The sequence below is a fragment of the Streptococcus sanguinis genome, from assembly GCF_019929225.1.
GTDB lineage: Bacteria > Bacillota > Bacilli > Lactobacillales > Streptococcaceae > Streptococcus > Streptococcus sanguinis_J.
On record NZ_JAHZPA010000001.1, the window covers coordinates 546,166 to 570,758 of the forward strand.

Annotated in this window: 22 protein-coding genes, 3 tRNA genes and 1 pseudogene; 20 read left to right on the forward strand and 6 right to left on the reverse strand. The window is 44.0% G+C overall.

Annotation, left to right across the window (positions count from 1 at the left end; all coding sequences use genetic code 11):
* Nucleotides 1-7 precede the first annotated feature (7 nt).
* From K1I80_RS02770 to nt5e, 3 genes are all read left to right on the forward strand, one after another.
* Nucleotides 8-472: an NUDIX hydrolase gene (locus tag K1I80_RS02770; protein ID WP_002895418.1), complete on the forward strand. Its 465-nt coding sequence runs from the start codon at nucleotides 8-10 to the stop codon at nucleotides 470-472.
* A gap of 12 nt (nucleotides 473-484) precedes the next feature.
* A complete protein-coding gene (locus K1I80_RS02775) occupies nucleotides 485-1,753 on the forward strand; it encodes a dihydroorotase (protein ID WP_223312963.1) in 1,269 nt (422 codons plus the stop codon).
* Between the two features lie 163 nt (nucleotides 1,754-1,916).
* Complete coding sequence (gene nt5e / locus K1I80_RS02780; protein WP_223312962.1) at nucleotides 1,917-4,076, forward strand: cell surface ecto-5'-nucleotidase Nt5e; 2,160 nt, start codon at nucleotides 1,917-1,919, stop codon at nucleotides 4,074-4,076.
* A 39-nt stretch (nucleotides 4,077-4,115) separates the two neighbouring features.
* Here the strand turns inward: nt5e and plsY are convergent, their stop codons facing one another.
* On the reverse strand, nucleotides 4,116-4,766 hold the full coding sequence (plsY, locus tag K1I80_RS02785) for a glycerol-3-phosphate 1-O-acyltransferase PlsY (protein ID WP_002906497.1): 651 nt from the start codon (nucleotides 4,764-4,766) through the stop codon (nucleotides 4,116-4,118).
* Between the two features lie 190 nt (nucleotides 4,767-4,956).
* Between plsY and parE the strand changes: the two genes are divergently transcribed.
* The 14 genes and pseudogenes from parE to K1I80_RS02855 all read left to right on the forward strand — a co-directional run bounded on the left by parE (nucleotide 4,957) and on the right by K1I80_RS02855 (nucleotide 17,079).
* Entirely contained in the window at nucleotides 4,957-6,900 is a 1,944-nt protein-coding gene (gene parE, locus K1I80_RS02790; RefSeq protein WP_002900288.1) for a DNA topoisomerase IV subunit B, read from the forward strand.
* Between the two features lie 17 nt (nucleotides 6,901-6,917).
* Complete coding sequence (locus tag K1I80_RS02795; RefSeq protein ID WP_223312961.1) at nucleotides 6,918-7,877, forward strand: acyl-CoA synthetase family protein; 960 nt, start codon at nucleotides 6,918-6,920, stop codon at nucleotides 7,875-7,877.
* 194 nt (nucleotides 7,878-8,071) lie between these two features.
* A complete protein-coding gene (locus K1I80_RS02800; protein WP_223312960.1) occupies nucleotides 8,072-8,818 on the forward strand; it encodes a DUF6261 family protein in 747 nt (248 codons plus the stop codon).
* A 26-nt stretch (nucleotides 8,819-8,844) separates the two neighbouring features.
* On the forward strand, nucleotides 8,845-9,450 hold the full coding sequence (fic, locus tag K1I80_RS02805; RefSeq protein ID WP_223312959.1) for a protein adenylyltransferase Fic: 606 nt from the start codon (nucleotides 8,845-8,847) through the stop codon (nucleotides 9,448-9,450).
* Nucleotides 9,451-9,479: 29 nt separating this feature from the next.
* Nucleotides 9,480-10,016: a GNAT family N-acetyltransferase gene (locus tag K1I80_RS02810; RefSeq protein WP_223312958.1), complete on the forward strand. Its 537-nt coding sequence runs from the start codon at nucleotides 9,480-9,482 to the stop codon at nucleotides 10,014-10,016.
* 16 nt (nucleotides 10,017-10,032) lie between these two features.
* Nucleotides 10,033-10,848 carry an aminoglycoside 6-adenylyltransferase gene (locus tag K1I80_RS02815; protein WP_223312957.1) on the forward strand — a complete coding sequence of 272 codons (816 nt, stop codon included), beginning with the start codon at nucleotides 10,033-10,035 and terminating at the stop codon, nucleotides 10,846-10,848.
* A gap of 35 nt (nucleotides 10,849-10,883) precedes the next feature.
* Nucleotides 10,884-13,334 (forward strand): DNA topoisomerase IV subunit A, encoded by a 2,451-nt coding sequence (gene parC / locus K1I80_RS02820; protein ID WP_223312956.1) that lies wholly within the window; start codon nucleotides 10,884-10,886, stop codon nucleotides 13,332-13,334.
* A 168-nt stretch (nucleotides 13,335-13,502) separates the two neighbouring features.
* Nucleotides 13,503-14,528, forward strand: a pseudogene (locus K1I80_RS02825) (branched-chain amino acid aminotransferase); the annotation flags it as partial.
* Between the two features lie 105 nt (nucleotides 14,529-14,633).
* Nucleotides 14,634-14,864 carry a DUF2969 domain-containing protein gene (locus tag K1I80_RS02830; protein WP_002895433.1) on the forward strand — a complete coding sequence of 77 codons (231 nt, stop codon included), beginning with the start codon at nucleotides 14,634-14,636 and terminating at the stop codon, nucleotides 14,862-14,864.
* Nucleotides 14,865-14,914: 50 nt separating this feature from the next.
* Nucleotides 14,915-14,995 (forward strand) — tRNA-Tyr (locus K1I80_RS02835).
* A 13-nt stretch (nucleotides 14,996-15,008) separates the two neighbouring features.
* Nucleotides 15,009-15,080, forward strand: a tRNA-Gln gene (locus tag K1I80_RS02840).
* Nucleotides 15,081-15,243: 163 nt separating this feature from the next.
* Nucleotides 15,244-16,446: a 30S ribosomal protein S1 gene (rpsA, locus tag K1I80_RS02845; RefSeq protein WP_002897515.1), complete on the forward strand. Its 1,203-nt coding sequence runs from the start codon at nucleotides 15,244-15,246 to the stop codon at nucleotides 16,444-16,446.
* 87 nt (nucleotides 16,447-16,533) lie between these two features.
* Nucleotides 16,534-16,605, forward strand: a tRNA-Arg gene (locus K1I80_RS02850).
* 57 nt (nucleotides 16,606-16,662) lie between these two features.
* Nucleotides 16,663-17,079: an NUDIX hydrolase gene (locus tag K1I80_RS02855; RefSeq protein WP_223312954.1), complete on the forward strand. Its 417-nt coding sequence runs from the start codon at nucleotides 16,663-16,665 to the stop codon at nucleotides 17,077-17,079.
* Nucleotides 17,080-17,131: 52 nt separating this feature from the next.
* Here the strand turns inward: K1I80_RS02855 and K1I80_RS02860 are convergent, their stop codons facing one another.
* Nucleotides 17,132-18,118: an L-lactate dehydrogenase gene (locus tag K1I80_RS02860; RefSeq protein WP_002895436.1), complete on the reverse strand. Its 987-nt coding sequence runs from the start codon at nucleotides 18,116-18,118 to the stop codon at nucleotides 17,132-17,134.
* Nucleotides 18,119-18,312: 194 nt separating this feature from the next.
* Here K1I80_RS02860 and gyrA point away from each other — a divergent pair, with 194 nt between their 5' ends.
* The 3 genes from gyrA to radC all read left to right on the forward strand — a co-directional run bounded on the left by gyrA (nucleotide 18,313) and on the right by radC (nucleotide 22,348).
* Nucleotides 18,313-20,772: a DNA gyrase subunit A gene (gene gyrA / locus K1I80_RS02865; protein WP_223312953.1), complete on the forward strand. Its 2,460-nt coding sequence runs from the start codon at nucleotides 18,313-18,315 to the stop codon at nucleotides 20,770-20,772.
* A 14-nt stretch (nucleotides 20,773-20,786) separates the two neighbouring features.
* Complete coding sequence (locus K1I80_RS02870; protein ID WP_223312952.1) at nucleotides 20,787-21,542, forward strand: class A sortase; 756 nt, start codon at nucleotides 20,787-20,789, stop codon at nucleotides 21,540-21,542.
* A gap of 122 nt (nucleotides 21,543-21,664) precedes the next feature.
* Nucleotides 21,665-22,348, forward strand: a complete 684-nt coding sequence (gene radC / locus K1I80_RS02875) for a RadC family protein (RefSeq protein ID WP_002900302.1) — start codon at nucleotides 21,665-21,667, stop codon at nucleotides 22,346-22,348.
* A gap of 69 nt (nucleotides 22,349-22,417) precedes the next feature.
* Here the strand turns inward: radC and K1I80_RS02880 are convergent, their stop codons facing one another.
* From K1I80_RS02880 to K1I80_RS02895, 4 genes are all read right to left on the reverse strand, one after another.
* The gene (locus K1I80_RS02880) at nucleotides 22,418-23,110 is read right to left on the reverse strand and encodes a gamma-glutamyl-gamma-aminobutyrate hydrolase family protein (protein WP_223312951.1); all 693 of its coding nucleotides are present in this window, start codon (nucleotides 23,108-23,110) and stop codon (nucleotides 22,418-22,420) included.
* A 24-nt stretch (nucleotides 23,111-23,134) separates the two neighbouring features.
* The gene (locus tag K1I80_RS02885) at nucleotides 23,135-23,782 is read right to left on the reverse strand and encodes a redox-sensing transcriptional repressor Rex (RefSeq protein ID WP_002900304.1); all 648 of its coding nucleotides are present in this window, start codon (nucleotides 23,780-23,782) and stop codon (nucleotides 23,135-23,137) included.
* 122 nt (nucleotides 23,783-23,904) lie between these two features.
* Complete coding sequence (locus K1I80_RS02890) at nucleotides 23,905-24,126, reverse strand: DUF4649 family protein (protein ID WP_032909716.1); 222 nt, start codon at nucleotides 24,124-24,126, stop codon at nucleotides 23,905-23,907.
* A 118-nt stretch (nucleotides 24,127-24,244) separates the two neighbouring features.
* Entirely contained in the window at nucleotides 24,245-24,592 is a 348-nt protein-coding gene (locus K1I80_RS02895) for a DUF1831 domain-containing protein (protein ID WP_111675786.1), read from the reverse strand.
* Nucleotide 24,593 lies beyond the last annotated feature (1 nt).

Below are 24,593 nucleotides of genomic sequence, written 5' to 3' on the forward strand. Positions count from 1 at the left end.
AGGTAGTATGGTTCAGTTAGCAACGATTTGTTATATCGATAATGGCCGGGAGTTTCTTATGCTGCACCGCAACAAAAAGCCCAATGATGTCCATGCTGGGAAGTGGATTGGTGTCGGTGGCAAGCTAGAGCGAGGAGAAACCCCGCAGGAATGCGCTGCACGTGAGATTCTAGAGGAAACAGGTCTAAAGGCCAAGCCTGTTCTTAAAGGCGTTATCACTTTTCCGGAGTTTACTCCCAACTTGGACTGGTACACCTACGTCTTCAAGGTGACGGAGTTTGAGGGGGAACTGATTGACTGCAACGAAGGTACTTTGGAATGGGTGCCCTATGATCAGGTTTTGTCTAAACCAACTTGGGAAGGCGATCATACCTTTGTTGAATGGCTTTTAGAAGACAAGCCGTTCTTTTCTGCAAAGTTTGTTTATGACGGGGATAAGCTCTTGGATACGCAGGTGGACTTTTACGAATAAGGAGATAAGACGATGCTATTAATCAAAAACGGACGAGTTATGGATCCTAAGACTGGTTTTGACCAAATTGCTGACCTCTTGGTTGAGGGGAAGAAGATTGTTAAAATCGGTCAAGATTTGCAGGCTGAAGATGCAAAAGTTATCGATGCCAGTGGTTTGGTTGTGGCTCCAGGTTTGGTGGATATACATGTGCATTTCCGGGAGCCGGGCCAGACTCATAAGGAAGATATTCATACAGGGGCCTTGGCAGCAGCAGCAGGTGGCTTTACGACAGTTGTTATGATGGCCAATACCAATCCGACCATTTCTACAGTTGAAACGCTGAAGGAAGTGCTGGACTCGGCTAGTCGTGAAAATATCCATATCAAGTCGGTCGCGACGATTACAGAGAATTTTGATGGTCAGCATCTGACAGATTTTCAAGGTCTCTTGACAGCAGGAGCGGTTGGTTTTTCTGATGACGGTATTCCGCTGACCAACGCTGGCATTGTCCGCCAAGCCCTCGTAGAAGCACGTAAAAATGACACCTTTATCAGCTTGCACGAGGAAGATCCCAATCTCAACGGCATACTTGGTTTTAATGAACATATCGCAAAAGAGCATTTTCATATCTGTGGCGCGACAGGTGTGGCAGAATACAGCATGATTGCACGCGATGTTATGATCGCTTATGATGCAAAGGCCCATGTGCATATCCAGCATTTGTCCAAGGCTGAGAGTGTAAAGGTAGTGGAATTCGCTCAGAAGCTAGGGGCTCAAGTCACCGCTGAAGCAGCACCTCAGCATTTCTCTAAGACAGAAGCTCTGCTATTGACCAAGGGCAGCAATGCTAAGATGAATCCGCCTCTGCGCTTAGAATCGGACCGTCTGGCAGTTATTGAGGGGCTCAAATCAGGTGTCATTTCTGTCATTGCGACGGATCATGCTCCACATCATGCTGACGAGAAAAATGTTGAAGACATCACTAAAGCGCCTTCTGGTATGACTGGTCTTGAGACTTCGCTTTCTCTAGGATTGACCTACCTAGTGGAAGCTGGTCATCTGAGCTTGATGGAACTTTTGGAAAAAATGACAGTCAATCCAGCTCAGTTGTATGGTTTTGATGCTGGCTTCATCGCTCAGGATGGTCCTGCTGATTTGACAATATTTGACCCAGAAGCAGATAGACTTGTGACTGACCATTTTGCCTCCAAAGCAGCAAATTCACCTTTCGTTGGTGAAAAGCTTAAAGGCCAAGTGAAGTTTACCATCTGTGATGGGGAAGTTGTCTTTGAGCGATAATATAGTTCAGACTCTGATGAATTTCAGAGCCTTTTTTAACACAGAAAATTTTCTAGTAATTTTCTGAAAAACCGAATGTTTGTTGAAATAGTATTGATTTAGTTCCTTTTTAAGCAAAAAAGATGTATAATATAACAAAATACTAAAGAGGAGTGTTCGTTATATGAAGAAGAAATTTTTCATCTTACCTGTTCTATCGACAGTGCTTTTGGCACCTGCTTTTTTGGCCCATCAAGTCTCTGCAGAAGAGGCTCAGGCTAGTCCAGAGCCAGCAAAGGCTGAGTTGACCAATCAGCCAGCTGCTGAGACAGCTTCTGCAGCGCAACCAACTGCTCCAGCAGCTTCAGCAGAAGAAAAGCCAGCAGCAGATAGTCAGAATGCAGCTGCTCCGGCTGCTCCAGCTGTGACAGAAGCCGCTGCAGCAACAGCCCAGTCTGAAAATCTGCCAGAGGCTACGATTCTCCATACCAACGATGTGCACGGCCGCATTGTAGAGGAAAAAGGCGTTATCGGCGATGCTAAGCTGGCTACTGTCATCAAAGAAGAGCGCGCTAAAAATCCTAAAGTGCTAGTTGTGGATGCGGGTGATGCCTTCCAGGGGCTGCCAATTTCCAATAGCTCAAAAGGGGAAGAACGTGCTAAAATCCTCAATGAAATTGGCTACGATGCTATGGCAGTTGGTAACCATGAGTTTGACTTTGGTCTGGATGAGGCAAAGAAATACAAGGAAATTCTTAAATTCCCACTTCTCAGCTCTAATACCTATGCCAACAATGCTCGAGTTTTCCAAGCATCTACCATTGTGGACAAGGATCCAGCGGTTGAGGGGGATGAGTTTGTGGTGATCGGTGTGACAACACCTGAAACTGCTACAAAAACTCACCCTAAAAACATCCAAGGTGTGACTTTCACTGATCCAATTACAGAGGTTAACCGGGTCATTGACGAAATTGAAGCACGCGCAGCGGCAGAAGGAAAGAACTACAAAAACTACGTTGTTCTAGCTCACTTGGGTGTTGACACGACCACACCGACTGAGTGGCGCGGATCAACCTTGGCTGAAGCTCTTTCTAAAAATCCTAAGCTCAAAGGCAAGCGCGTAACCGTTATTGACGGCCACTCCCACACAGTAGAGTCTACGACTTATGGTGATAATGTTACTTACAACCAGACCGGTAGTTATCTTCACAATATCGGAAAAGTAACTTTTAAGGCCAATCAACTTCTAGGAAATCCTCAGCAGATCCCTGCTGAAACAGCTAAAAAAGTTGCTCCAGACCCAGTTGTAGCAGACATGGTCAGCAAGATTAAAGCCAGATACGACGCAGATAATGCTAAGGTTATCGTGGCAAACAGCCCTGTAGAGCTTAATGGCGACCGTGAAAATGTCCGCGTTCGCGAAACCAATCTGGGCAATGTCGTAGCCGATGCTCTCTACGATTATGGTCAAACTGGCTTTGCCAATAAAACTGATTTGGCTGTTACTAACGGAGGCGGCCTGCGCGAAACTATTGCCAAAGACAAGCCAATCACCAAGGGAGATGTTATCGCCGTATTGCCTTTTGGAAACACCATTTCACAAATCAAGGTGACTGGTCAAAACATCGCAGATATGTTTGCCAAATCTCTGGGCTCTATTCTTCAGGAAAAAGATGGCAAGCCTGTGCTGGATGAGAACGGACAACCCTTGCTAGAACCGAGCGGTGGTTATCTGCAAATCTCTGGGGCTAAAGTCTACTACGACACCACTCTGCCGGCTAATCAGCGTGTCCTCCACATTGAGATTAAGAACAAAGAAACGGGTGTTTATGAGCCTCTTGATCCAAATAAGACCTACTATCTGACAACCAATGACTTCTTGGCTGCTGGTGGTGACGGCTATACCATGCTGGGTGGCCCTCGCGAAGAAGGACCATCTATGGATGTGGCCTTTGCTGACTATCTGGCAAAAGCAGATTTGACAGCCTATGCGGTTATCAATCCAAACTCACGCGCCATCTCTATTTCATCCGCTAAGGATACAGACGGCGATGGCTATACAGATATTGAAGAAATCAAGCAAGGAACAGATCCAGCTAATGCGGCTTCCTACCCAGCTGGTGCCAAAGCAGCTGATCCTGCAAAACAGGCGGCTCCACTGGTTAATACTCCAAAACAAACCAAGCAAGTACCTGTCCATGTTGCCAAGACCTTCACTAAGGACCCTGCAGCTAAAGAACTGCCACAGACAGGCAGCGAATCAGCAGTTGCCTTGAGCCTAGTTGGTATGGTTTTAGGATTCTTTGGATTGGCAGGAATCAAGAAAAGTCACAAAGAAGACTAGTTAGAAGACATAATAAAACGGAAGTTGTTCACTTCCGTTTTATTTCTTAGCCTCAGGATTTTGATGGGTGATATTCAAGCCCCAAGGGATTAAGTTTTCTTTTTTCTGTTTGATACGTTGGATATTGTCCTTGTGTCGGAGGATAATAATCAAAGCCAGCGCAATGATAATCAGAGTGAAAAAGAGATCATAGCTAGGCAGTATAAAGCCAACTAGAGGAAAGAGCAGCGCCGAAAGGATAGCGATGACTGCCGAGAGCACACTTGCCAGAGAAATCATACTTCCCAGATACAGGATGCTGGCAAAGATGACAATCAGATAGACAAAGAAGGCTGGTGAGAAGCCCAGAACAACCCCTGCACTGGTTGCCACTGCCTTTCCACCCTTAAAGCCAGCAAAGATAGGAAAGGTATGGCCAATCACAGCCAAGAGGCCAAAGATAAGAGGCGAAACTCCCTCAATATGCAAAAAGAAAGGCAGCAGGGTCGCTGCAGTTCCTTTGAGAAAGTCGATCGCAAAAGTAGCCGTCCCCGCGGTCTTTCCCAAAATGCGGAAAGTATTGGTCGTTCCGGTATTGCCACTGCCGTATTCCCGCAGGTTCTTTTTAAAGAAAATTTGCCCAATCCAAAGCCCGGTCGGAATAGAGCCCAGTAAGTATGCTAGAATTAATCCAATTATCGTGTTCATCATGATTTTATTATACCATTATTTCGCTTTCTTACAATAGAAAAGGATAGAATTTATAGCAGGAAATGTCTACTCGGATATTGGATTGTTCTTCGTGTAAAATCCGCTCTCATCAGCAGTTTTTTCAAAAAAATCTTTGCAATATTTGCCAAAAACTTGTAAGATAGAAAAGATGAATCATTAGGAGGTTCTTGTGGCAAAAAAGGAAATTAATATTAACAATTATAATGACGATGCTATTCAGGTATTAGAAGGGTTGGACGCGGTCCGCAAACGTCCAGGAATGTATATCGGATCGACCGACGGAGCGGGACTCCACCATCTGGTCTGGGAGATTGTGGACAATGCTGTCGATGAGGCCCTGTCAGGCTTCGGTGACCGAATCGATGTGACGATAAACAAAGACGGAAGTCTGACTGTCGCAGACCACGGACGCGGGATGCCAGTCGGCAAGCACGCTATGGGTATTCCTACGGTTGAGGTCATCTTCACCGTTCTCCACGCTGGCGGTAAGTTCGGCCAAGGCGGCTATAAGACCTCGGGCGGTCTCCACGGTGTAGGGTCCTCTGTTGTCAATGCCCTGTCTAGCTGGCTGGAAGTGGAAATCACGCGGGATGGTACTGTTTACAAGCAGCGCTTTGAAAATGGTGGGAAACCAGTCACTACGCTCAAGAAAATCGGCACTGCACCTAAGTCTAAGTCTGGGACCAAAGTGACCTTCATGCCGGATGATACGATTTTTTCAACGACGGACTTCAAGTACAATACTATTGCTGAGCGGCTTAAGGAATCAGCTTTCTTACTCAAGAATGTCCGTCTGTCACTGACCGATGCGCGGACTGGCGAAGAAGTAGAGTTCCACTATGAGAATGGGGTTGAAGACTTTGTCAGCTATCTCAACGAAGACAAGGAAACCCTGACTCCTGTCCTCTATTTCGAGGGTGAGGAGAGCGGCTTCCAAGTTCAGGTGGCCCTCCAGTACAACGACGGCTACGCTGATAATATCCTGTCCTTTGTCAATAACGTCCGCACCAAGGACGGCGGGACTCACGAGACGGGACTCAAGACCGCTATTACCAAGGCCATGAACGACTATGCCAGAAAGACCGGCCTGCTCAAGGAAAAGGACAAGAATCTGGAAGGATCGGACTACCGCGAAGGTTTGGCTGCTGTTCTGTCCATCCTGGTCCCTGAGGCGCACCTGCAGTTTGAAGGTCAGACCAAGGACAAGCTGGGCAGCCCTTTGGCTCGTCCGGCCGTAGACTCCATCGTCTCTGACAAGCTGACTTTCTTCCTCTTGGAAAATGGTGAGCTGGCATCTAACCTCATCCGCAAGGCTATCAAGGCCAGAGATGCTAGGGAAGCGGCCCGCAAGGCGCGTGACGAAAGCCGAAATGGCAAGAAGAATAAGAAAGACAAGGGCTTGCTGTCTGGTAAGCTGACTCCGGCTCAGTCCAAGAATCCAGCCAAGAACGAACTCTATCTGGTCGAGGGAGACTCTGCCGGTGGCTCTGCCAAGCAAGGCCGTGACCGTAAGTTCCAAGCCATCCTGCCCCTGCGCGGTAAGGTTATCAATACCGCCAAAGCTAAGATGGCTGACATTCTCAAGAACGAAGAAATCAACACCATGATCTACACGATTGGAGCGGGTGTTGGGTCAGACTTTACCCTTGAGGATGCCAACTATGACAAGATCATCATTATGACCGATGCGGACACCGACGGTGCCCATATCCAGACCTTGCTGCTGACCTTTTTCTATCGCTATATGCGCCCGCTAGTCGAGGCTGGCCGCGTCTATATCGCCCTGCCGCCTCTCTACAAGATGTCCAAGGGCAAGGGCAAGAGCGAAGTCGTCGAGTATGCCTGGACCGATGGCGAGCTGGACGACCTGCGTCGCAAGTTTGGTAAGGGGGCTATGCTTCAGCGCTACAAGGGGCTGGGTGAAATGAACGCCGACCAGCTCTGGGAGACCACCATGAATCCCGACACCCGCACCCTCATCCGTGTCACCATCGAAGACCTAGCCCGCGCCGAACGCCGCGTCAATGTCCTCATGGGCGACAAGGTCGAACCACGCCGCAAGTGGATTGAGGATAACGTCAAGTTTACGCTGGAAGAAGCGACTGTGTTTTAAGGAATAAAGGATAAGAAATGACAAGGAAGAATTATTTTGAATTACTAAAAGAAAATGAAATGGATCCACATAATGAATATAAAAAAATAGTTCAACTATTAGAACATAAGGTTGTAATGTGCTTCCCGAAAATGAAACTTTCCCCCAATGGAACACCAGTGGTTGATGATTTTGTTGACGTTGATGGTTCGACTCATGAGGATTTCTTCACAGATGAATGGACATTAATGAATATGATTCGCAATGATTTTTTTGGGTATGAAAAAAGAAGAACTACAACTTCGTTTACTCAGTTACTGGACGAATTAGAAATTAATCACTGTAATGATTTTGATACTCTATATACATTTTTTGAATGTTTGCTGGATGTGTTTGAGGGCTTGAATTTAGATATAAGAGTCCGGAATTATGAAGAATTTATTGATTTAATAAGTGAAATTAGAAAAAATATAAACATAATTTTAGATGAATCAAATCATGAACTGATTACTTTAGAAAATGGTGACAAAATTATCGTTGAAAAGAATGTTTATGCCTCGGAAGTTTCTCAGATTATATCTGAAACTAGTATTGAAGATGCGATAAAGGTTTTAGAATATAATCATTTTTTAAATAAGGGAAATATACAGCGTAAGAAAGAGATACTTCTTTCTTTAGCAGGCTATTTGGAGCCGTATCTCAAGGAGTTTGAACGACCTAAAAAACTATCTGATGAATCAAAAGTCATTTATACTGAATTAAAAGAAGTATTGCGGCTAAATAAGGATAAATCAAAAATTATTGCTTTTGATAGGCTCTCTGAGATGTATAACAAAGGAGGATTAAGGCATAACAACGATAAGCAATATCATCTAAATATGAATGATGAGGAATTGGAACAATGGTATGATAATATTTATTCTTCAACCTTGTTTGTGATTCTCAGTATGGAAATGGGAAAAAATTTATCTAAGTTAAATGAATTGAAAAAGAAATGACTTCACCCCACACGAAGAATCATCCTCGTCACCTCTGAAACAGTAAATTACACATGAAGAATTGCTTGTTTCAGAGCAAAAAACAAATCACACATGTGTGATTTGCATTTTTAGAGCAAAAGCCGAACGTTTACATGTGTTCCGAGCGGTTTTGTAGTAAAAGATTAAAAAACACATGAAGAAAGAGGAGTTTTATGAAAAAAGAATATGGAATCACTAGTTTAACTGTACGCAATTTAGAAAACAACGAATTTTTCCAGCTCATGTCCGAGAGTCGGAGCGAGGTTGCGGCTTTTATCAAGGAAAATAAGGTGGATGGCATTTACACGACCAAGCTGGATGAGATGGACAAACTTCTGGAACAGCTGCAGGGCGGGCTTCATCAGACCAAGTCCAGCAAGCTGGTGGCTAGTTTGGATCAGGCTGACCGCGAGCGTGATGATGCTTTGGGTACGCTGCAGTCTTTGGTTCGGGCCTTTGCACGGGTCAAGGATGCAGCGACCAAGGAAGCTTATGAGACCCTGTCTCAGCTTCTGAAAAACTACACCGGTCTAGCTGCAACTAGCTTGGAGAAGGAGACCGAGGGCATCAACCACCTGCTCCAGGAGCTGAAAAAGCCGGCCTACCAGACAGCACTGGCTAAGCTTCATCTGGAAGCCCATGTCGACAGTCTGGCAGCTGCTCAGAAGGCCTTTGAAAAGGTCTACAAGGAGCGACTGACTGAGCTCAAGGGCAAGACACCGAGCCAGAATAAGAACGTACGCCTCAAGCTGCAAGAAATCTATGATTTTCTGGTGGATTTCACTGCAATCATTGCTTATGCTTATCCTGAAAGAACTCACGTGGTCAATCTCCGCGACCACCTCAATACCATCCGCAGCCGCTATAAAAAACGCAAACCAGCTAAGAAGGTGAAAGAAGAAGTGGCGGAGGCGAAGTAGCAACTTCTGACGAAAGGAGACAGCCAATGACGCTTGACAATAAACTGGGCCTGACGGATTCGCTTGAACTAGCCAAGATGGAAGAAAAAATCAGTAAGACCCGAGCTAAAGAGCTTTTTGAAGAGCAGCTTCTGGACGATAAAGCAGCTGGCACCTATGCCACTCTGGCCTTTATTCATAGGTTCTTGTTTGAAGAAATCTATGACTTCGCTGGCCAGATTCGGACAGTCAATCTCTCTAAAGGGAATTTTCGCTTTGCGCCTGTCATGTATCTGGCAGCTTCCTTGGAAAATATCGACCGCATGCCTCAGCAGACCTTTAATCAGATTGTCGAAAAGTATGTCGAGTTAAATATTGCCCACCCTTTCCGTGAGGGGAATGGCAGAAGCATGAGGCTTTGGCTGGACCACCTACTCAAGGCTGAGCTAGGACAAGTCGTGGACTGGTCTCAAGTGGACAAGGAAGATTACCTCCTAGCTATGGAGCGCAGCCCCATTCGAGACACAGAAATCAAGCATGTCCTCAAGCAAGCCCTCACAAAGGACATTCATAACCGCAACCTCTACATGAAGGGCGTTGACCATAGTTACTACTATGAAGGCTATAGTCTATATAAAGCTGAGGAGTTGTGAGATAAGAAAGTTTGCAGAGGAGTGATTAGATGACAATGCTTGAAACTGACCGTCTCATCTTACGGGACTTGCAGGAATCAGATTTGCCGGCTTTGATTGCTCTGAATCAGGATTCGGATGTCATGCAGTATTTCCCAAAGCCATATAGTCAAGCGGAGTCCTTGCGTCTTTATCAGGGCATTCAAGATGAAGTTAAGGCTTGTGGCTACAGTCTTTGGGCTGTTGAAGAAAAGTCCAGTCAGGAGTTTATCGGCTTGGTAGGTCTGCACCATTCGGATTTACGGATTTTTGCTGGAAAAGAAGCTGTAGAAATCGGCTGGCGTCTGCGAAAAGAGTCTTGGAATCGTGGTTATGCGACGGAGGCTGCCCAAGCCTGTCTAGACTTTGCTTTTCAGCAAGCTGGCTTGTCAGAAGTTTACTCTTTTACATCCTTGCTTAATCAGCCTTCTCAGAAAGTCATGCAAAAGCTAGGCATGGAATTTGTCAAAGAATTTGATAATGAAAAAGTTCCAGCTGACAGTCCGCTTTATAGACACGTCCTCTACAGAATCAAGAGTTTCAACTAAAAAGGTAGGTATTCCCATGAGAACTGAAACCGAGATGTTTGATGTGATTTTGCAAACCGCAAAAGCGCTACAGGTCGAGGCTGTTGCTATGTCCGGCTCGCGGACAAACCCAAATGCTCCCAAGGACGAGTTCCAAGACTATGATGTGGTCTACATTGTGGAGGATTTGGATGGTCTGACAGCTGACCTTGCTTGGTTGGAAATGTTTGGTAAGCGCATGATCGAGCAGCATGTCCTACTAGACCATCGCCGCCTCTATCTCATGCTTTTTGAAGATGGCAATCGGATAGATTTGACCCTTTGTTCTAAGGAGCACATCAAAGAGTGGGTGGATAGCGAAGCGGATTTCACGGTGCTGGATGACCCGCAGGGGCTGTTTGCTCCCTATGCACTGACACCCAAGCGCTATTGGACGACACCAGCTAGTGCGATTGACTTTGACAAATCCTGCAATGAATTCTGGTGGGTCTCAGCTTATGTGGTCAAGGGCATTCATCGAAATCACCTTGTCTATGCGACGGATCATCTGTATGGAATCTGCCAGCAAGAATTGCTCAAGCTTTTAGCTTGGCAAGTGGCAGCAGGTAAGGGAACGGTCGATGTTGGCAAGAACTACAAGTACCTCTTTCAGTATTTGCCTACCGAGAAAGAGAAAGAATTTACAGCCTTGCTTGATTTTTCTGACCCGAAAAAAATCACCAAGTCTCTCTTAGCTACCATGGACTTTTTCCACAAAGAAGCACAAGCCTTCTCTATCAAAACCGGCTTCCCCTACGACAAAGCAACTGCAGAGAAGATGATTGAGTATGCTAAAGAGAGGCTTAGCTTCTAGTTATTATTAAAAAGAAAAATAAAAAGAGAATTATTATGTCCAATATTCAAAACATGTCCCTTGAGGACATCATGGGAGAGCGTTTTGGTCGCTACTCCAAATACATCATTCAAGATCGGGCCTTGCCGGACATTCGCGATGGCTTGAAGCCTGTTCAGCGCCGTATTCTTTATTCCATGAATAAGGACGGCAATACCTTTGACAAGGGCTACCGCAAGTCTGCCAAGTCAGTCGGGAACATCATGGGGAATTTCCACCCCCACGGTGACAGCTCCATCTACGATGCAATGGTCCGTATGTCTCAGGATTGGAAAAACCGTGAGATTCTCGTTGAGATGCACGGAAACAACGGTTCCATGGACGGTGATCCACCGGCGGCTATGCGTTATACTGAGGCGCGGCTGTCTGAGATGGCTGGCTATCTTTTGCAGGATATCGAGAAAGATACCGTTCCTTTTGCTTGGAACTTCGACGATACCGAGAAGGAGCCGACCGTTCTGCCGGCAGCCTTTCCTAATCTTTTGGTCAATGGAGCAACTGGGATTTCCGCTGGTTATGCGACTGATATTCCACCTCATAATCTAGCCGAAGTCATTGACGCGGTTATCTATATGATTGACCATCCGTCTGCCAAAGTGGACAAACTCATGGAGTTTCTGCCTGGCCCAGATTTTCCGACAGGAGCTATTGTCCAAGGCCGAGATGAGATCAAGAAAGCCTACGAGACTGGCAAAGGTCGCGTCGTGGTGCGCTCCAGAACTGAGATTGAAAAGCTGAAGGGCGGAAAAGAGCAAATCGTCATCACCGAGATTCCTTACGAGATTAATAAAGCGGTCTTGGTCAAGAAGATTGACGATGTGCGGGTCAACAATAAGGTGGCTGGTATTGCTGAGGTGCGGGACGAATCCGACCGGGACGGTCTTCGCATTGCCATCGAGCTCAAGAAAGACGCCAATACCGAGTTGATTCTCAACTATCTTTTCAAGTACACTGATTTGCAAGTCAATTATAACTTCAACATGGTGGCTATTGACAATTTCACGCCGCGTTTAGTGGGGATTGTACCAATCTTGACTAGTTATATTGCTCACCGCAAGGAGATTATTCTGGCTCGCAGCCGTTTTGACAAGGCCAAAGCTGAAAAACGACTTCATATCGTGGAAGGACTGATTCGGGTTATTTCCATCTTGGACGAGGTGATTGCCCTGATTCGTGCTTCAGAAAACAAAGCAGACGCCAAGGAAAATCTGAAAGTCAGCTATGATTTCACAGAGGAGCAGGCTGAGGCTATCGTCACTCTCCAACTCTACCGTTTGACCAATACAGACGTAGTGGTTCTGGAAGAGGAAGAAGCAGAGCTGCGTGAGAAGATTGCAATGTTGGCAGCCATTATCGGCGATGAACGCACCATGTATAATCTCATGAAGCGAGAGCTCCGTGACGTGAAGAAGAAGTTTGGCAATCCGCGTCTCAGCGAGCTGCAGGATACGGCAAACGCCATCGAGATTGATACAGCTAGTCTGATTGTTGAGGAAGAGACCTATGTCAGCGTGACACGTTCTGGTTATATCAAACGGACCAGTCCGCGTTCTTTCTCTGCTTCAACCCTAGAGGAGATGGGCAAGCGTGACGATGACAGACTGATTTTTGTTAGCCCGGCCAAGACGACCCAGCATTTGCTGTTCTTTACGAGTCTTGGAAATGTTATTTACCGGCCTGTTCATGAGCTGTCAGACATCCGCTGGAAAGAAATCGGAGAACACCTAAGTCAGACCATCAGTAATTTTGATACCAAGGAAGAGGTTATCTATACAGAATTGCTGGACAGCTTTGAGGAGGGAACCTACTTTGCAGCGACCAAACTGGGACAAATCAAGCGTGTAGAGCGTAAGGAGTTCAGTCCTTGGCGGACCTACAAGTCTAAGTCACTCAAGTTTGCCAAGTTGAAAAACGAAGAAGATCAGGTCATTGCTCTGGCACCGATTAAGCTGGATGATGTTATGCTCGTGACCAAGAATGGCTATGCACTGCGCTTCAATATTGAGGAAGTTCCTGTCATCGGAGCTAAGGCGGCTGGAGTTAAAGCCATCAACCTCAAGAAGGACGATGTCCTAGCGGCAGCCTTTATCGCCAATACAGACTCACTTTACCTCCTGACTCAGCGTGGTTCCCTCAAGCGTATGGCAGTCACAGATATTCCTGTTACCAGTCGGGCAAATCGCGGTCTTCAAGTTTTGAGAGAGCTTAAGACCAAGCCACATCGTGTCTTTGCAGCTGGACCAGTCTATGGCGAAGCAGTGGACTTTGACCTCTTTACAACAGAAGCTGAAGCTAGCGAAGAGCAGATTTTGCAGGTGCTTTCTAATAAAGGAACTGCCTATGAGATCAATCTAGCTGATCTTAGCCTGTCTGAGCGAACTAGCAATGGCAGCTTCATTTCAGATACCATTTCAGACGAAGAAGTCTTCTCAGCTTACATCAAATAATCATCAAACCAGTTCGCAGGAGCTGGTTTTTTCAATTTCTAAAAGTTTGATAGTGGCACAAAAGATTGAATAACAAAATTTTCTGAAAATTGAAAATAATACTTGAAAATATCTTAAAAAGGTGTAAAATAAGGAGTATCTAAAAATGAAGTTTGGAAGAAGAGGAGAAAGACCATGACTGTAAATCTTGACTGGGAAAATCTAGGATTCTCATATATGAAACTGCCTTATCGCTACATAGCATACTATCGCAATGGCCAGTGGGAAGACGGAACGTTAACGGAGGACGCTACGCTCCATATCTCTGAGTCGTCTCCTTGCCTTCACTACGGTCAGCAGGCTTTTGAGGGTCTGAAGGCTTATCGAACTAAGGACGGCAGCATTCAACTCTTCCGTCCGGATAAAAATGCGGAGCGTCTGCAACGGACAGCTGATCGCTTGCTCATGCCGCAAGTTCCTACAGAAATGTTTGTGGAAGCAGTCAAGCAGGTTGTCCGAGCTAATGAAGAATATGTGCCACCTTATGGAACAGGGGGAACCCTTTATATTCGGCCTCTCTTGATTGGAGTCGGTGACATTATCGGAGTGAAGCCGGCCGAAGAATATATTTTCACTATCTTTGTAATGCCGGTCGGCAATTACTTCAAAGGCGGTCTGACTCCGACTAACTTCATTGTCTCAGATGACTATGATCGCGCGGCACCGCACGGAACTGGTGCGGCAAAAGTGGGTGGTAATTACGCTGCTAGCTTATTACCAGGAAAGATTGCTAAGGATAAGCATTTCTCAGATGTGATTTATCTGGATCCAGCAACCCATACCAAGATTGAAGAAGTGGGCTCTGCTAATTTCTTTGGTATTACCAAGAATAATGAGTTTGTAACGCCGCTCAGTCCCTCAATCTTGCCATCCATCACCAAGTACTCTTTGCTTTATCTGGCGGAGCATAGACTAGGGCTTAAACCGATTGAGGGTGATGTTCCACTGGCAGACTTGGGTAAATTTACTGAAGCTGGAGCTTGTGGAACAGCTGCAGTTATCTCTCCTATTGGAGGTATCCAGCACGGCGATGATTTTCATGTCTTTTATAGCGAGACAGAAGTCGGTCCAGTCACTCGCAAGTTGTATGATGAATTAACTGGTATCCAGTTTGGTGATGTTGAAGCGCCAGAAGGTTGGATTGTGAAAGTATAATCTAAAAACTGTCCTTGATTGGGCAGTTTTTCTGTAATTCTACCCTAAGATAGCTTGCGAAGTCAGCCTTTTTCGTGTACAATAGAAATTTGAAAGAGGTAAGTTATGAGTAAAAAAGATAAAAAGATTGAAATTCAAATCACAGACAGCAAAGTGAAAGTCGGAGCAGACCAATTTGACGGTTATAGCCTTGCTATTGGCAAGAAGGTTATTGGCGAGATTGCTGAACTAGATGGACAGTTTGCAATCATCAAAAATGGAAATGCTGAAAGTTTTTATAAAAAACTTGAAAGAGCTGTTGAAACTTTAATTGAAACCTATAATTTAAGCAAATAAGGGCTTGCATTTTCATTGTATCAATGTTATAATAGATAGCGTTGATTGTCGGAGAGATAGCGAAGAGGCTAAACGCGGCGGACTGTAAATCCGCTCCTTCGGGTTCGGGGGTTCGAATCCCTCTCTCTCCATTCTTTATATTAATGGGGTATAGCCAAGCGGTAAGGCAAGGGACTTTGACTCCCTCATGCGTTGGTTCGAATCCAGCTACCCCAGTTCTTAGGTAATAGATCTGATAAAATAATAAGATGTCTTCTGGTGTTTTATTTCTTTATAGGATGGAAATCGTTAACGATAGATCAATGTCATTTGCGGGTGCTTAGGAAAATAAATAAGTAGTATGTCAAGCGAAAGCTTGATTGTTGGAGGATTTTTTTAGATGAATGAATTTGAAGATTTGCTAAACAGTGTTAGCCAAGTTGAGCCAGGTGACGTCGTTACTGCTGAAGTATTGACTGTTGACGCTAACCAAGCTAATGTTGCAATCGCTGGAACTGGTGTTGAAGGTGTTTTGACTCTTCGTGAGTTGACAAACGACCGCGACGCTGATATCAACGACCTTGTAAAACCAGGTGAAACACTTGAATTGCTTGTTCTTCGTCAAGTAGTAGGTAAAGATACAGACACAGTAACTTACCTGGTATCTAAAAAACGTTTGGAAGCTCGCAAAGCTTGGGACAAATTGGTTGGTCGTGAAGAAGAAGTTGTCACTGTTAAGGGCACTCGTGCTGTTAAAGGTGGACTTTCAGTTGAGTTTGAAGGACTTCGTGGATTTATCCCTGCTTCAATGCTTGATACTCGTTTCGTTCGCAACACTGAGCGTTTTGTAGGTCAAGAGTTTGATGCTAAGATCAAAGAAGTAGATCCAAAAGAAAACCGCTTCATTCTTTCACGTCGTGAAGTTGTAGAAGCTGAAGCTGCAGCAGCACGTGCTGAAGTCTTTGGTAAGTTGAATGTTGGTGATATTGTAACTGGTAAAGTTGCTCGTATCACTAGCTTCGGTGCTTTCATTGACCTTGGCGGAGTTGACGGATTGGTTCACTTGACTGAATTGTCACATGAGCGCAATGTATCACCTAAGTCTGTTGTATCAGTTGGTGATGAAATCGAAGTGAAAGTTCTTGACTTGAACGAAGAAGAAGGACGTGTGTCTCTCTCTCTTAAAGCAACAACACCTGGACCATGGGATGGCGTTGAGCAAAAACTTGCTGCAGGCGATGTGATCGAAGGAACTGTAAAACGTTTGACTGATTTCGGTGCTTTCGTTGAAGTATTGCCAGGAATTGATGGACTGGTTCACATTTCACAAATTTCACACAAACGTGTTGAAAGCCCTAAGGATGCCCTTAAAGTTGGTCAAGAAGTGACTGTTAAGGTTCTTGAAGTGAATGCTGCTGATGAGCGTGTATCACTTTCTATCAAGGCTCTTGAAGAACGTCCAGCTCAAGAAGAAGGACAAAAAGATGAGAAACGTCAATCACGTCCTCGTCGTCCAAAACGTCAAGAAAAACGTGACTTTGAACTTCCAGAAACTCAAACTGGATTCTCAATGGCTGATTTGTTTGGCGATATTGAATTGTAATTAGATAAAAGAAGTTGAGAAATCTCAACTTCTTTTTCTGATTTTCACTTGTATTTTCAGAGAAAATCAGTTATAATGAATTAGTTGCCACCCTTAGTGTAATGGATATCACGCAAGATTCCGGTTCTTGAGATGGGAGTTCGATTCTCTCAGGGTGGATGACTTAAAAGCGGACTCTTCGGAGTCTTTTTTTGCTCTTTCTTGGAGGAAAATGCAATGACAGTAAAATTAATCGCACATACCTTAATCGAGGAAGACGGGAAGTATTTGCTTATCAAACGATCTAAGATAAAGCGTGGCCTTCCTAATGTCTATCCATCCTATTGGGATATTCCTGGTGGGAGTGTAGAAGAAAATGAACTGCCTATAGAGGCAGCTCTACGTGAGGCTATGGAGGAGGTTAATCAAAAACTTCAGATTGATAAGATTATTCACGAGGATAGTCAGTTTGATGCTAGCAAAGATACTGTTTTTACACGCTTAGTTTATGCGGGTAGGATTATGGAGCAGCGCGATATTATATTGGATTCGGAAGAGCATACAGACTTTGTTTGGATTTCTTCTTTAGAAGACATAGAGAGTGATCTCGTTGTGCCTTATTTGCTTGAAATTTTTACTAACAAATCCATTTAAACATTTAAAGCAATAAAAAAACATCCCCTTTTATCAGGAGATGTTTTTAAAATTAGTTTTTAGATGCTTCTTGGAATTCTGGATTCTTCCATGCTTCATCAATAATTGCTTGCAATTCTTTAGCAGAAGCTTGCATTTTTTGAGTTTCAGCATCGTTCAATGGGATGTTTACTGGACGCACGATACCGTGAGCACCAACGATAGCTGGTTGACCAATGAAGACATTTTCAACACCGTATTGTCCTTCTTGGAAGACTGATAATGGCAATACAGCATTTTCATCGTCAAGGATAGCTTTTGTGATACGAGCCAAAGCAACCGCGATTCCGTAGTAAGTTGCGCCTTTTTTGTTAATGATTGAGTATGCTGCGTCACGAACGGAGATGAAAAGATCAACCAAGTCTTGTTCGTTCAAGTCACGGTTAGCTTGCAACCATTGCTCCAATTTCACACCTGCAACGTTAGCATGTGACCAAACCGCAAATTCAGAGTCACCGTGCTCACCCATGATGTAGGCATGGACAGAACGAGCATCGATACCAATCTTTTCAGCAAGAGCTTGACGGAAGCGAGCTGAGTCAAGTGAAGTACCTGAACCAATAACGCGCTCTTTAGGGAAACCAGAGAATTTCCAAGTTGAGTAAGTCAAAACGTCAACTGGGTTAGCAGCAACGAGGAAGATACCGTTGAAGCCTGATTCTACGACTTGAGTAACTATAGATTTGTTGATAGCCAAGTTTTTACCAACAAGGTCAAGACGAGTTTCACCTGGTTTTTGAGGTGCACCTGCAGTGATAACAACGAGGTCAGCATCCGCACAGTCTGCATAAGTAGCTGCATAGATTTTTTTAGGTGAAGTGAAGGCAAGGGCGTGGCTAAGGTCTTCAGCATCACCGACAGCCTTTTCAAATAATTGAGGAATTTCAATGATACCAAGTTCTTGAGCAATACCTTGGTTTACAAGAGCAAATGCGTAAGATGAACCTACAGCACCGTCACCAACAAGGATGACTTTTTTATGTTGTTTAGTAGCAGTCATTTCTAAACATCTCCTTATTTTTTTAGGGAATATTTCCCGTACACATTCATTCTACCACTTTTGACATATTTTGTCACGGTCAACTTGTATATCTAGCGATGTAAACGTTTTTACAAACGGTTCAAAATACTGAAAAATTAAAGAAAATGTGGTATAATAAAGGGTAGTTTAATATGAAAGAAAGGCATTTTTTAATGCAAGACAGAAACTTAGTAAATGTTAATCTGACTAGTGAAATGAAGACTAGTTTCATTGATTACGCGATGAGCGTTATCGTGGCTCGGGCACTTCCAGATGTTCGTGATGGTCTAAAGCCAGTTCACCGTCGGATTCTCTATGGTATGAATGAGCTGGGCGTGACACCTGAGAAGCCTCACAAGAAATCAGCTCGTATCACAGGGGATGTCATGGGTAAGTATCACCCGCATGGTGACTCTTCTATTTATGAAGCGATGGTGCGGATGGCTCAATGGTGGAGCTATCGCTATATGCTCGTAGATGGCCATGGGAACTTCGGTTCTATGGACGGAGATGGGGCTGCTGCTCAACGTTATACAGAAGCACGTATGAGCAAGATTGCTCTGGAGATGCTTCGTGATATTAATAAAAACACTGTTGATTATATTGACAACTATGATGCTAGCGAGAGAGAGCCTGTAGTTCTTCCTGCTCGCTTCCCTAACTTGCTTGTAAACGGTGCGACAGGGATTGCGGTTGGGATGGCGACAAATATTCCACCTCATAATCTTGGTGAGTCTATTGATGCAGTTAAGCTTGTCATGGACAATCCAGAGGCAACAACTCGCGATATCATGGAAGTCCTGCCTGGACCAGATTTTCCTACAGGTGCACTGGTTATGGGTAAGTCTGGTATTCACCGGGCTTATGAAACAGGGAAGGGTTCAATTGTTCTTCGTTCTCGCACTGAAATCGAAGAGATGAAAAATGGCCGAGAGCGAATTGTCGTAACCGAGTTCCCTTACATGGTTAATAAGACTAAGGTCCATGAGCATATTGTTCGTCTGGTGCAGGAAAAACGTATTGACGGTATCACAGCTGTTCGTGATGAGTCCAATCGTGAAGGAGTCCGTTTTGTCATTGAGGTACGTCGTGATGCCTCTGCTCATGTCATTCTAAACAATCTTTTCAAGCTGACTCAGATGCAGACCAATTTCAGCTTCAATATGCTGGCTATTCAAAATGGTGTACCGAAGATTCTATCTCTGCGTGAGATTTTGTTAGCCTACATTGAACACCAAAAAGAAGTGGTGACTCGACGGACGGCTTTTGATAAAGAAAAAGCGGAAGCTCGAGCTCACATCTTGGCTGGTTTGCTGATTGCGCTGGATCACATTGATGAAGTGATTCGCATTATCCGTAATAGCGAGACGGACGCAGAAGCACAAGCTGAATTGATGGCTAAGTTTGAACTGTCTGAGCGCCAGAGTCAGGCTATCCTTGATATGCGTCTGCGTCGTCTGACTGGTTTGGAACGAGATAAGATTCAGTCAGAGTACGACGAGCTGATTGCTTTGATTGCGGACTTGGCTGATATCTTGGCTAAGCCAGAGCGCGTTATCGCTATTATCAAGGAAGAGTTAGACGAGGTCAAACGTAAATTTGCGGATGATCGCCGAACTGAGCTGATGGTGGGAGAAGTTCTTTCTCTTGAAGATGAAGATTTGATTGAGGAAGCAGATGTTTTGATTACCCTGTCTAATAAAGGCTATATCAAACGTCTGAATCAGGCTGAATTTACCGCTCAGAAACGTGGTGGTCGAGGTGTTCAAGGAACTGGTGTCAAAGATGATGACTTCGTCAAAGAGCTGGTTTCAACGAGTACTCACGATAGACTGCTCTTCTTTACAAATAAAGGCCGTGTTTATCGTCTCAAAGGATATGAAATTCCTGAGTATGGCCGGACAGCCAAGGGCTTGCCAGTGGTCAATCTCTTGAAGCTTGATGAAGGGGAGACTATTCAGACCATTATTAACGTCCGGCAAGACCGCAGTGATGATTCCTACCTCTTCTTTACTACTCGTCATGGGGTGGTCAAACGGACCAGTGTAACAGAATTTGCTAATATTCGTCAGAATGGTCTCAAGGCTTTGAATTTGAAGGATGAAGACGAGTTAATCAATGTCTTTCTGACGGACGGTGCTGCAGATGTTATTATTGGTACTAAGTTTGGTTATTCTGTTCGCTTCAATGAGACAGCTGTCCGGAGCATGAGCCGTATAGCAACTGGTGTTCGCGGAGTCAATCTTCGAGAGGGTGACCAGGTCGTTGGAGCTGGTGTGATTGCTGAGGGAGACGAAGTGCTTGTCATCACTGAAAAAGGCTATGGTAAGCGTACTCTTGCCAGCGAGTATCCAACCAAGGGCCGTGGTGGTAAAGGGATTAAAACAGCCAATATCACTGATAAGAATGGACCTCTTGCTGGTCTGATGACAGTTACTGGCGAGGAAGATTTGATGATTATCACTAATACAGGTGTCATCATTCGGACAAGTGTGGCGAATATTTCTCAGACAGGCCGCTCAACCATGGGAGTTAAGGTCATGCGTCTGGACCAAAATGCACAGATTGTCACCTTTACAAGCGTCGAAGCAGACGATAAAGAAGATGTAGCAGAGGAAGAAAACGAATCGTAAAAGAGGACCTCTATATGGTACAAGGAAAAAGAAGTCGAAAAAGAAAACAAAGAAGTAAAAGAAATATTTTCATCAATATTGTTGCGACATTATTAATTTTTGTGGCCCTTGGCTTGATCTTTAATGCGCAAATCCGAAACATGATTATGGTTTGGCATACCAACCAATATCAGGTCAGCAAGGTTTCCAAAGACTCTATTAATAAAAATAAAAATGCTGAGACTAGCTTTGACTTTAATAAGGTAGAGTCGCTTTCTACAGAAGCAGTTATCAATGCTCAGTGGAAAGCCCAGCAACTGCCTGTTATCGGAGGCATCTCTATTCCAGAAGTATCCATGAATTTGCCGATCTTCAAAGGGCTGGATAATGCTGGATTGTATTATGGTGCTGGTACGATGAAAGAGACCCAGCAGATGGGGCAGGGGAATTATGCCTTGGCTAGCCACCATGTCTTTGGCATCACAGGGGCTAGCAACATGCTCTTTTCCCCACTGGATCGTGCTAAGGCTGGCATGAAGATCTATATCACTGATAAAGAGCATATCTATACTTATGTAATCACTAGTGTTGAAACGGTAACTCCAGATCGAACGGATTTGATTGAGGATACCGAAGGCGTTACAGAGATTACTTTGGTTACTTGTGAGGATGCTGCAGCAACCAATCGAACGATTGTCAAGGGAACGTTAGAAGGCTCTGTCGAGTATGACAAGGCTCCTAAGGATGTTCTTGAATCTTTCAGTAAGTCCTATAATCAAATGCAGATTTAAAGGCAAGAGACTAAAAAAATTTCACTCCAAAGGTTAGAAAGAACTCTAACTTTTGGAGTTTTTTTATATCAATTCTTGCTGATTTTGACTCTTTTTCCGAATAATAAGGTAAGGAGGTTTCTATGTATAGCATTTCATTTCAAGATGATATTAGCATGATGCCACGGGAGCGTTTGATGAGAGAAGGGGCTGAAAAACTCAGTAACCAGGAGCTCCTATCAATCTTTCTCAGGACAGGCAACAAAAAAGAAACTGTTTTTCAAGTTTCTCAAAGAATTTTATCATCAATTTCTAGTTTGAACGATCTCAAGTATTTAACTTTGCAGGAATTGCAGACTATTTCTGGAATCGGTCCGATTAAGGCTGTGGAGCTGCAGGCCATTATCGAATTGGGGCGTAGGATTAACCGAGCAGAGGTTCTGCAGAAAGAGCAGATTATGGGCAGTCAAAAATTAGCCCAGAAGATGCAGCAGGAATTGGGAGATATGAGGCAGGAGTGCTTGGTTGCTATTTATCTTAATAGTCAAAATCAAATTTTGCACCAGCAGACTATTTTTATGGGGACAGTCAGCAGAAGCATTGCAGAGCCGAGAGAGATTCTCCACTACGCTCTCAAGCATCTAGCGACATCTATCATATTGGTACACAATCATCCATCAGGCTCAGTCGTTCCTAGCAGAAACGACGATGAAGTGACCCAGCATATGAAAGAAGCATGTGAGATGATGGGCTTGGTCCTTTTGGATCATTTGATTGTGTCCAAGTCCAACTACTATAGCTATCGAGAGGAGACAGATATGATATAATTTGGTTTACTTGAATATAAAAAAACTTCTATTCGTGTAGAACAGAAGTTTATCTAGGAATAGAGGCTTCTAAAGAATATTGACAACATAATCAAACAGAGCTAGGTCTCCTTCTCTGGAGCCGAATAGGAACTCTGGGTGCCATTGGACGCCAAGGAAAGGACTACCGTCAGTAGAAGTGATGGCTTCAATAATCTTATCGCGAGGATCATAGGCGATGACTTCTAGGCCAGTCGCTAAATCCTTGATACTTTGGTGGTGGAAGGAGTTGATTTCAGATGCAGGGCCATAGATTTCGTGCAGAATAGAGCCGTTCTTGGTCACCATGCTTTGAGTTGTGTACTCAGCAGAGCTATCTTGCCAATGATCTTCAATATCTTGATGAAGAGTACCGCCTAGGGCTACATTATAAAGTTGGGTTCCGCGACAGACAGTGAAGATTGGTTTATTTTGGCGGCGAGCTTCCCTGATTAAAGCTAATTCAAAAATGTCCCGTTTGAGTAGATAATCATCGCTGTCAATGGTTTTTTCTTCTCCATAGAATTGAGGGCATACATTCTGACCGCCTGTGATGATTAATTTATCGACAATGGAAACATACTGTTTAGCCATTTCTTCATCACCAATTGGCAAAATCATTGGAATTCCGCCAACTTCTTTAACTCCCTCAACGAATCCTGTCGCCGTATAGCTCATATGGATGAAGTGATCGTCTGGAATTTCTCTTTCATTTCCGGTTATTCCAATAATAGGTTTACTCATCGAGTGTTTAATACCTCTTTCAAATTAATAATCATTTTTTCTCATGAAGTAGAGCAGAGTCTGCAGTTCGCTAGTCAGGTCAACATACTGGACGACCACATCCTTAGGCAGGGATAGGTTTACTGGTGAGAAGCAGAGAATGCCCTTTACACCAGCCTGAACTAAGATAGATGCGACTTCTTGAGCTTTTACGCTAGGTACAGTTAGGATAGCAGTTTGCACATTTCCTGACTGTATTTTTTCTTTGATTTGGGAAATTCCATAGATAGGAATCCCATCGCTGGTTGTGCTGCCAACTTCTGGATGGTCATCTGTGTCAAAAGCCATTACAACCTTCATTTTATTGCGCTCATGAAAACGATAGTGCAGCAGAGCACGTCCCATATTACCAACGCCAACAATCATGACATTGGTAATAGCATTGTCGTTTAAGAGGTCAGCAAAAAAGTTCATTAATTTCTTGACATCGTAACCAAATCCTCTGCGGCCGAGTTCACCGAAATAAGAAAAATCTCGTCTGACAGTAGCAGAGTCAATACCAATGGCTTCTGCAATTTGTTTGGAGTTGGCTTTTTCAATCTTCTCAGCATTAAAACGTTTAAAAATACGATAGTAGAGCGATAGCCTTTTAGCAGTAGCTCGGGGAATTGTAGTATTTTTTTCAGTTTTCACAAAATCACAACCTTTCTAATTCTATTTTATAGAAAGTTTGTGAAAAAATCAACTAATTAAGAGTGTTTGATCATTAAAAAAGAAAAGAGTGAAAGTTTATGTTATGTTGTAACTGCGAAGGATTAGTCCTGGTAAGGACTTAGGTCTAACTGGTACATCTGGCGGTACAAGTCTCCAATTAGCCCTGTAAAAGGCAGCTGGTGTCCGTTATAAGTGATAGAAAGTACTTTGAGCGAGTCAGGAACCGTGACGCAGCCAGAGAAGGCTAGAAGAAATTCGTCAAAGTCGTCGTAGGTGAGTGTTCGTTGCACCTTATATGAGTCCAAATAGGTCAGTTCAACCATCGTTAATCCTTTCATTTGTTTAAATGTTCATTTTGATATTCTTCAAGTGTTCTAAGTAGAAGTCAAGCTCGTTTTTTTAAGAGTCTAAATCAAAAAAGCAAAATTGCGAGAATCTTGCTTATTGTGGTGTCTTTTCAAAAATATTTCTTTCAACCAGGCTATCCATCAAGAAATAAAATTTTTGCTGGATAATGTGATGGTCTTCTGATTTGAAAATATTGACCAAGCGCAGGCCTGATTTATCAGTGATGTTGATTTTGAAACCATTCAAATCTTTATTGACGATGATTTTCAGCAGAAAACCATTTCCGCTGTTGGGAACAGTTTCCAGCAGACGAGAGAGTTCATAGTTTCCGACCTTGCTTTCCGCGAAAGTATTGTCGCGCAAGGTAAATTTCTTGACATTTGGGTGAAGTGAATAGGTATATTCACAGTTTGCTAAGCTAACAGATGTTTGAAAGGCCATC

What these genes read in the sequence shown, in the direction of transcription:
- K1I80_RS02770 (WP_002895418.1), top strand. Translation starts at nt 8, where the DNA reads ATGGTTCAGTTAGCAACGATTTGTTATATCGATAATGGCCGGGAGTTT.
- K1I80_RS02775 (WP_223312963.1), top strand. Translation starts at nt 485, where the DNA reads ATGCTATTAATCAAAAACGGACGAGTTATGGATCCTAAGACTGGTTTT.
- nt5e (WP_223312962.1), top strand. Translation starts at nt 1,917, where the DNA reads ATGAAGAAGAAATTTTTCATCTTACCTGTTCTATCGACAGTGCTTTTG.
- plsY (WP_002906497.1), bottom strand. Translation starts at nt 4,766, where the DNA reads ATGATGAACACGATAATTGGATTAATTCTAGCATACTTACTGGGCTCT.
- K1I80_RS02795 (WP_223312961.1), top strand. Translation starts at nt 6,918, where the DNA reads ATGACAAGGAAGAATTATTTTGAATTACTAAAAGAAAATGAAATGGAT.
- K1I80_RS02800 (WP_223312960.1), top strand. Translation starts at nt 8,072, where the DNA reads ATGAAAAAAGAATATGGAATCACTAGTTTAACTGTACGCAATTTAGAA.
- fic (WP_223312959.1), top strand. Translation starts at nt 8,845, where the DNA reads ATGACGCTTGACAATAAACTGGGCCTGACGGATTCGCTTGAACTAGCC.
- K1I80_RS02810 (WP_223312958.1), top strand. Translation starts at nt 9,480, where the DNA reads ATGACAATGCTTGAAACTGACCGTCTCATCTTACGGGACTTGCAGGAA.
- K1I80_RS02815 (WP_223312957.1), top strand. Translation starts at nt 10,033, where the DNA reads ATGAGAACTGAAACCGAGATGTTTGATGTGATTTTGCAAACCGCAAAA.
- parC (WP_223312956.1), top strand. Translation starts at nt 10,884, where the DNA reads ATGTCCAATATTCAAAACATGTCCCTTGAGGACATCATGGGAGAGCGT.
- K1I80_RS02830 (WP_002895433.1), top strand. Translation starts at nt 14,634, where the DNA reads ATGAGTAAAAAAGATAAAAAGATTGAAATTCAAATCACAGACAGCAAA.
- rpsA (WP_002897515.1), top strand. Translation starts at nt 15,244, where the DNA reads ATGAATGAATTTGAAGATTTGCTAAACAGTGTTAGCCAAGTTGAGCCA.
- K1I80_RS02855 (WP_223312954.1), top strand. Translation starts at nt 16,663, where the DNA reads ATGACAGTAAAATTAATCGCACATACCTTAATCGAGGAAGACGGGAAG.
- K1I80_RS02860 (WP_002895436.1), bottom strand. Translation starts at nt 18,118, where the DNA reads ATGACTGCTACTAAACAACATAAAAAAGTCATCCTTGTTGGTGACGGT.
- gyrA (WP_223312953.1), top strand. Translation starts at nt 18,313, where the DNA reads ATGCAAGACAGAAACTTAGTAAATGTTAATCTGACTAGTGAAATGAAG.
- K1I80_RS02870 (WP_223312952.1), top strand. Translation starts at nt 20,787, where the DNA reads ATGGTACAAGGAAAAAGAAGTCGAAAAAGAAAACAAAGAAGTAAAAGA.
- radC (WP_002900302.1), top strand. Translation starts at nt 21,665, where the DNA reads ATGTATAGCATTTCATTTCAAGATGATATTAGCATGATGCCACGGGAG.
- K1I80_RS02880 (WP_223312951.1), bottom strand. Translation starts at nt 23,110, where the DNA reads ATGAGTAAACCTATTATTGGAATAACCGGAAATGAAAGAGAAATTCCA.
- K1I80_RS02890 (WP_032909716.1), bottom strand. Translation starts at nt 24,126, where the DNA reads ATGGTTGAACTGACCTATTTGGACTCATATAAGGTGCAACGAACACTC.
- K1I80_RS02895 (WP_111675786.1), bottom strand. Translation starts at nt 24,592, where the DNA reads ATGGCCTTTCAAACATCTGTTAGCTTAGCAAACTGTGAATATACCTAT.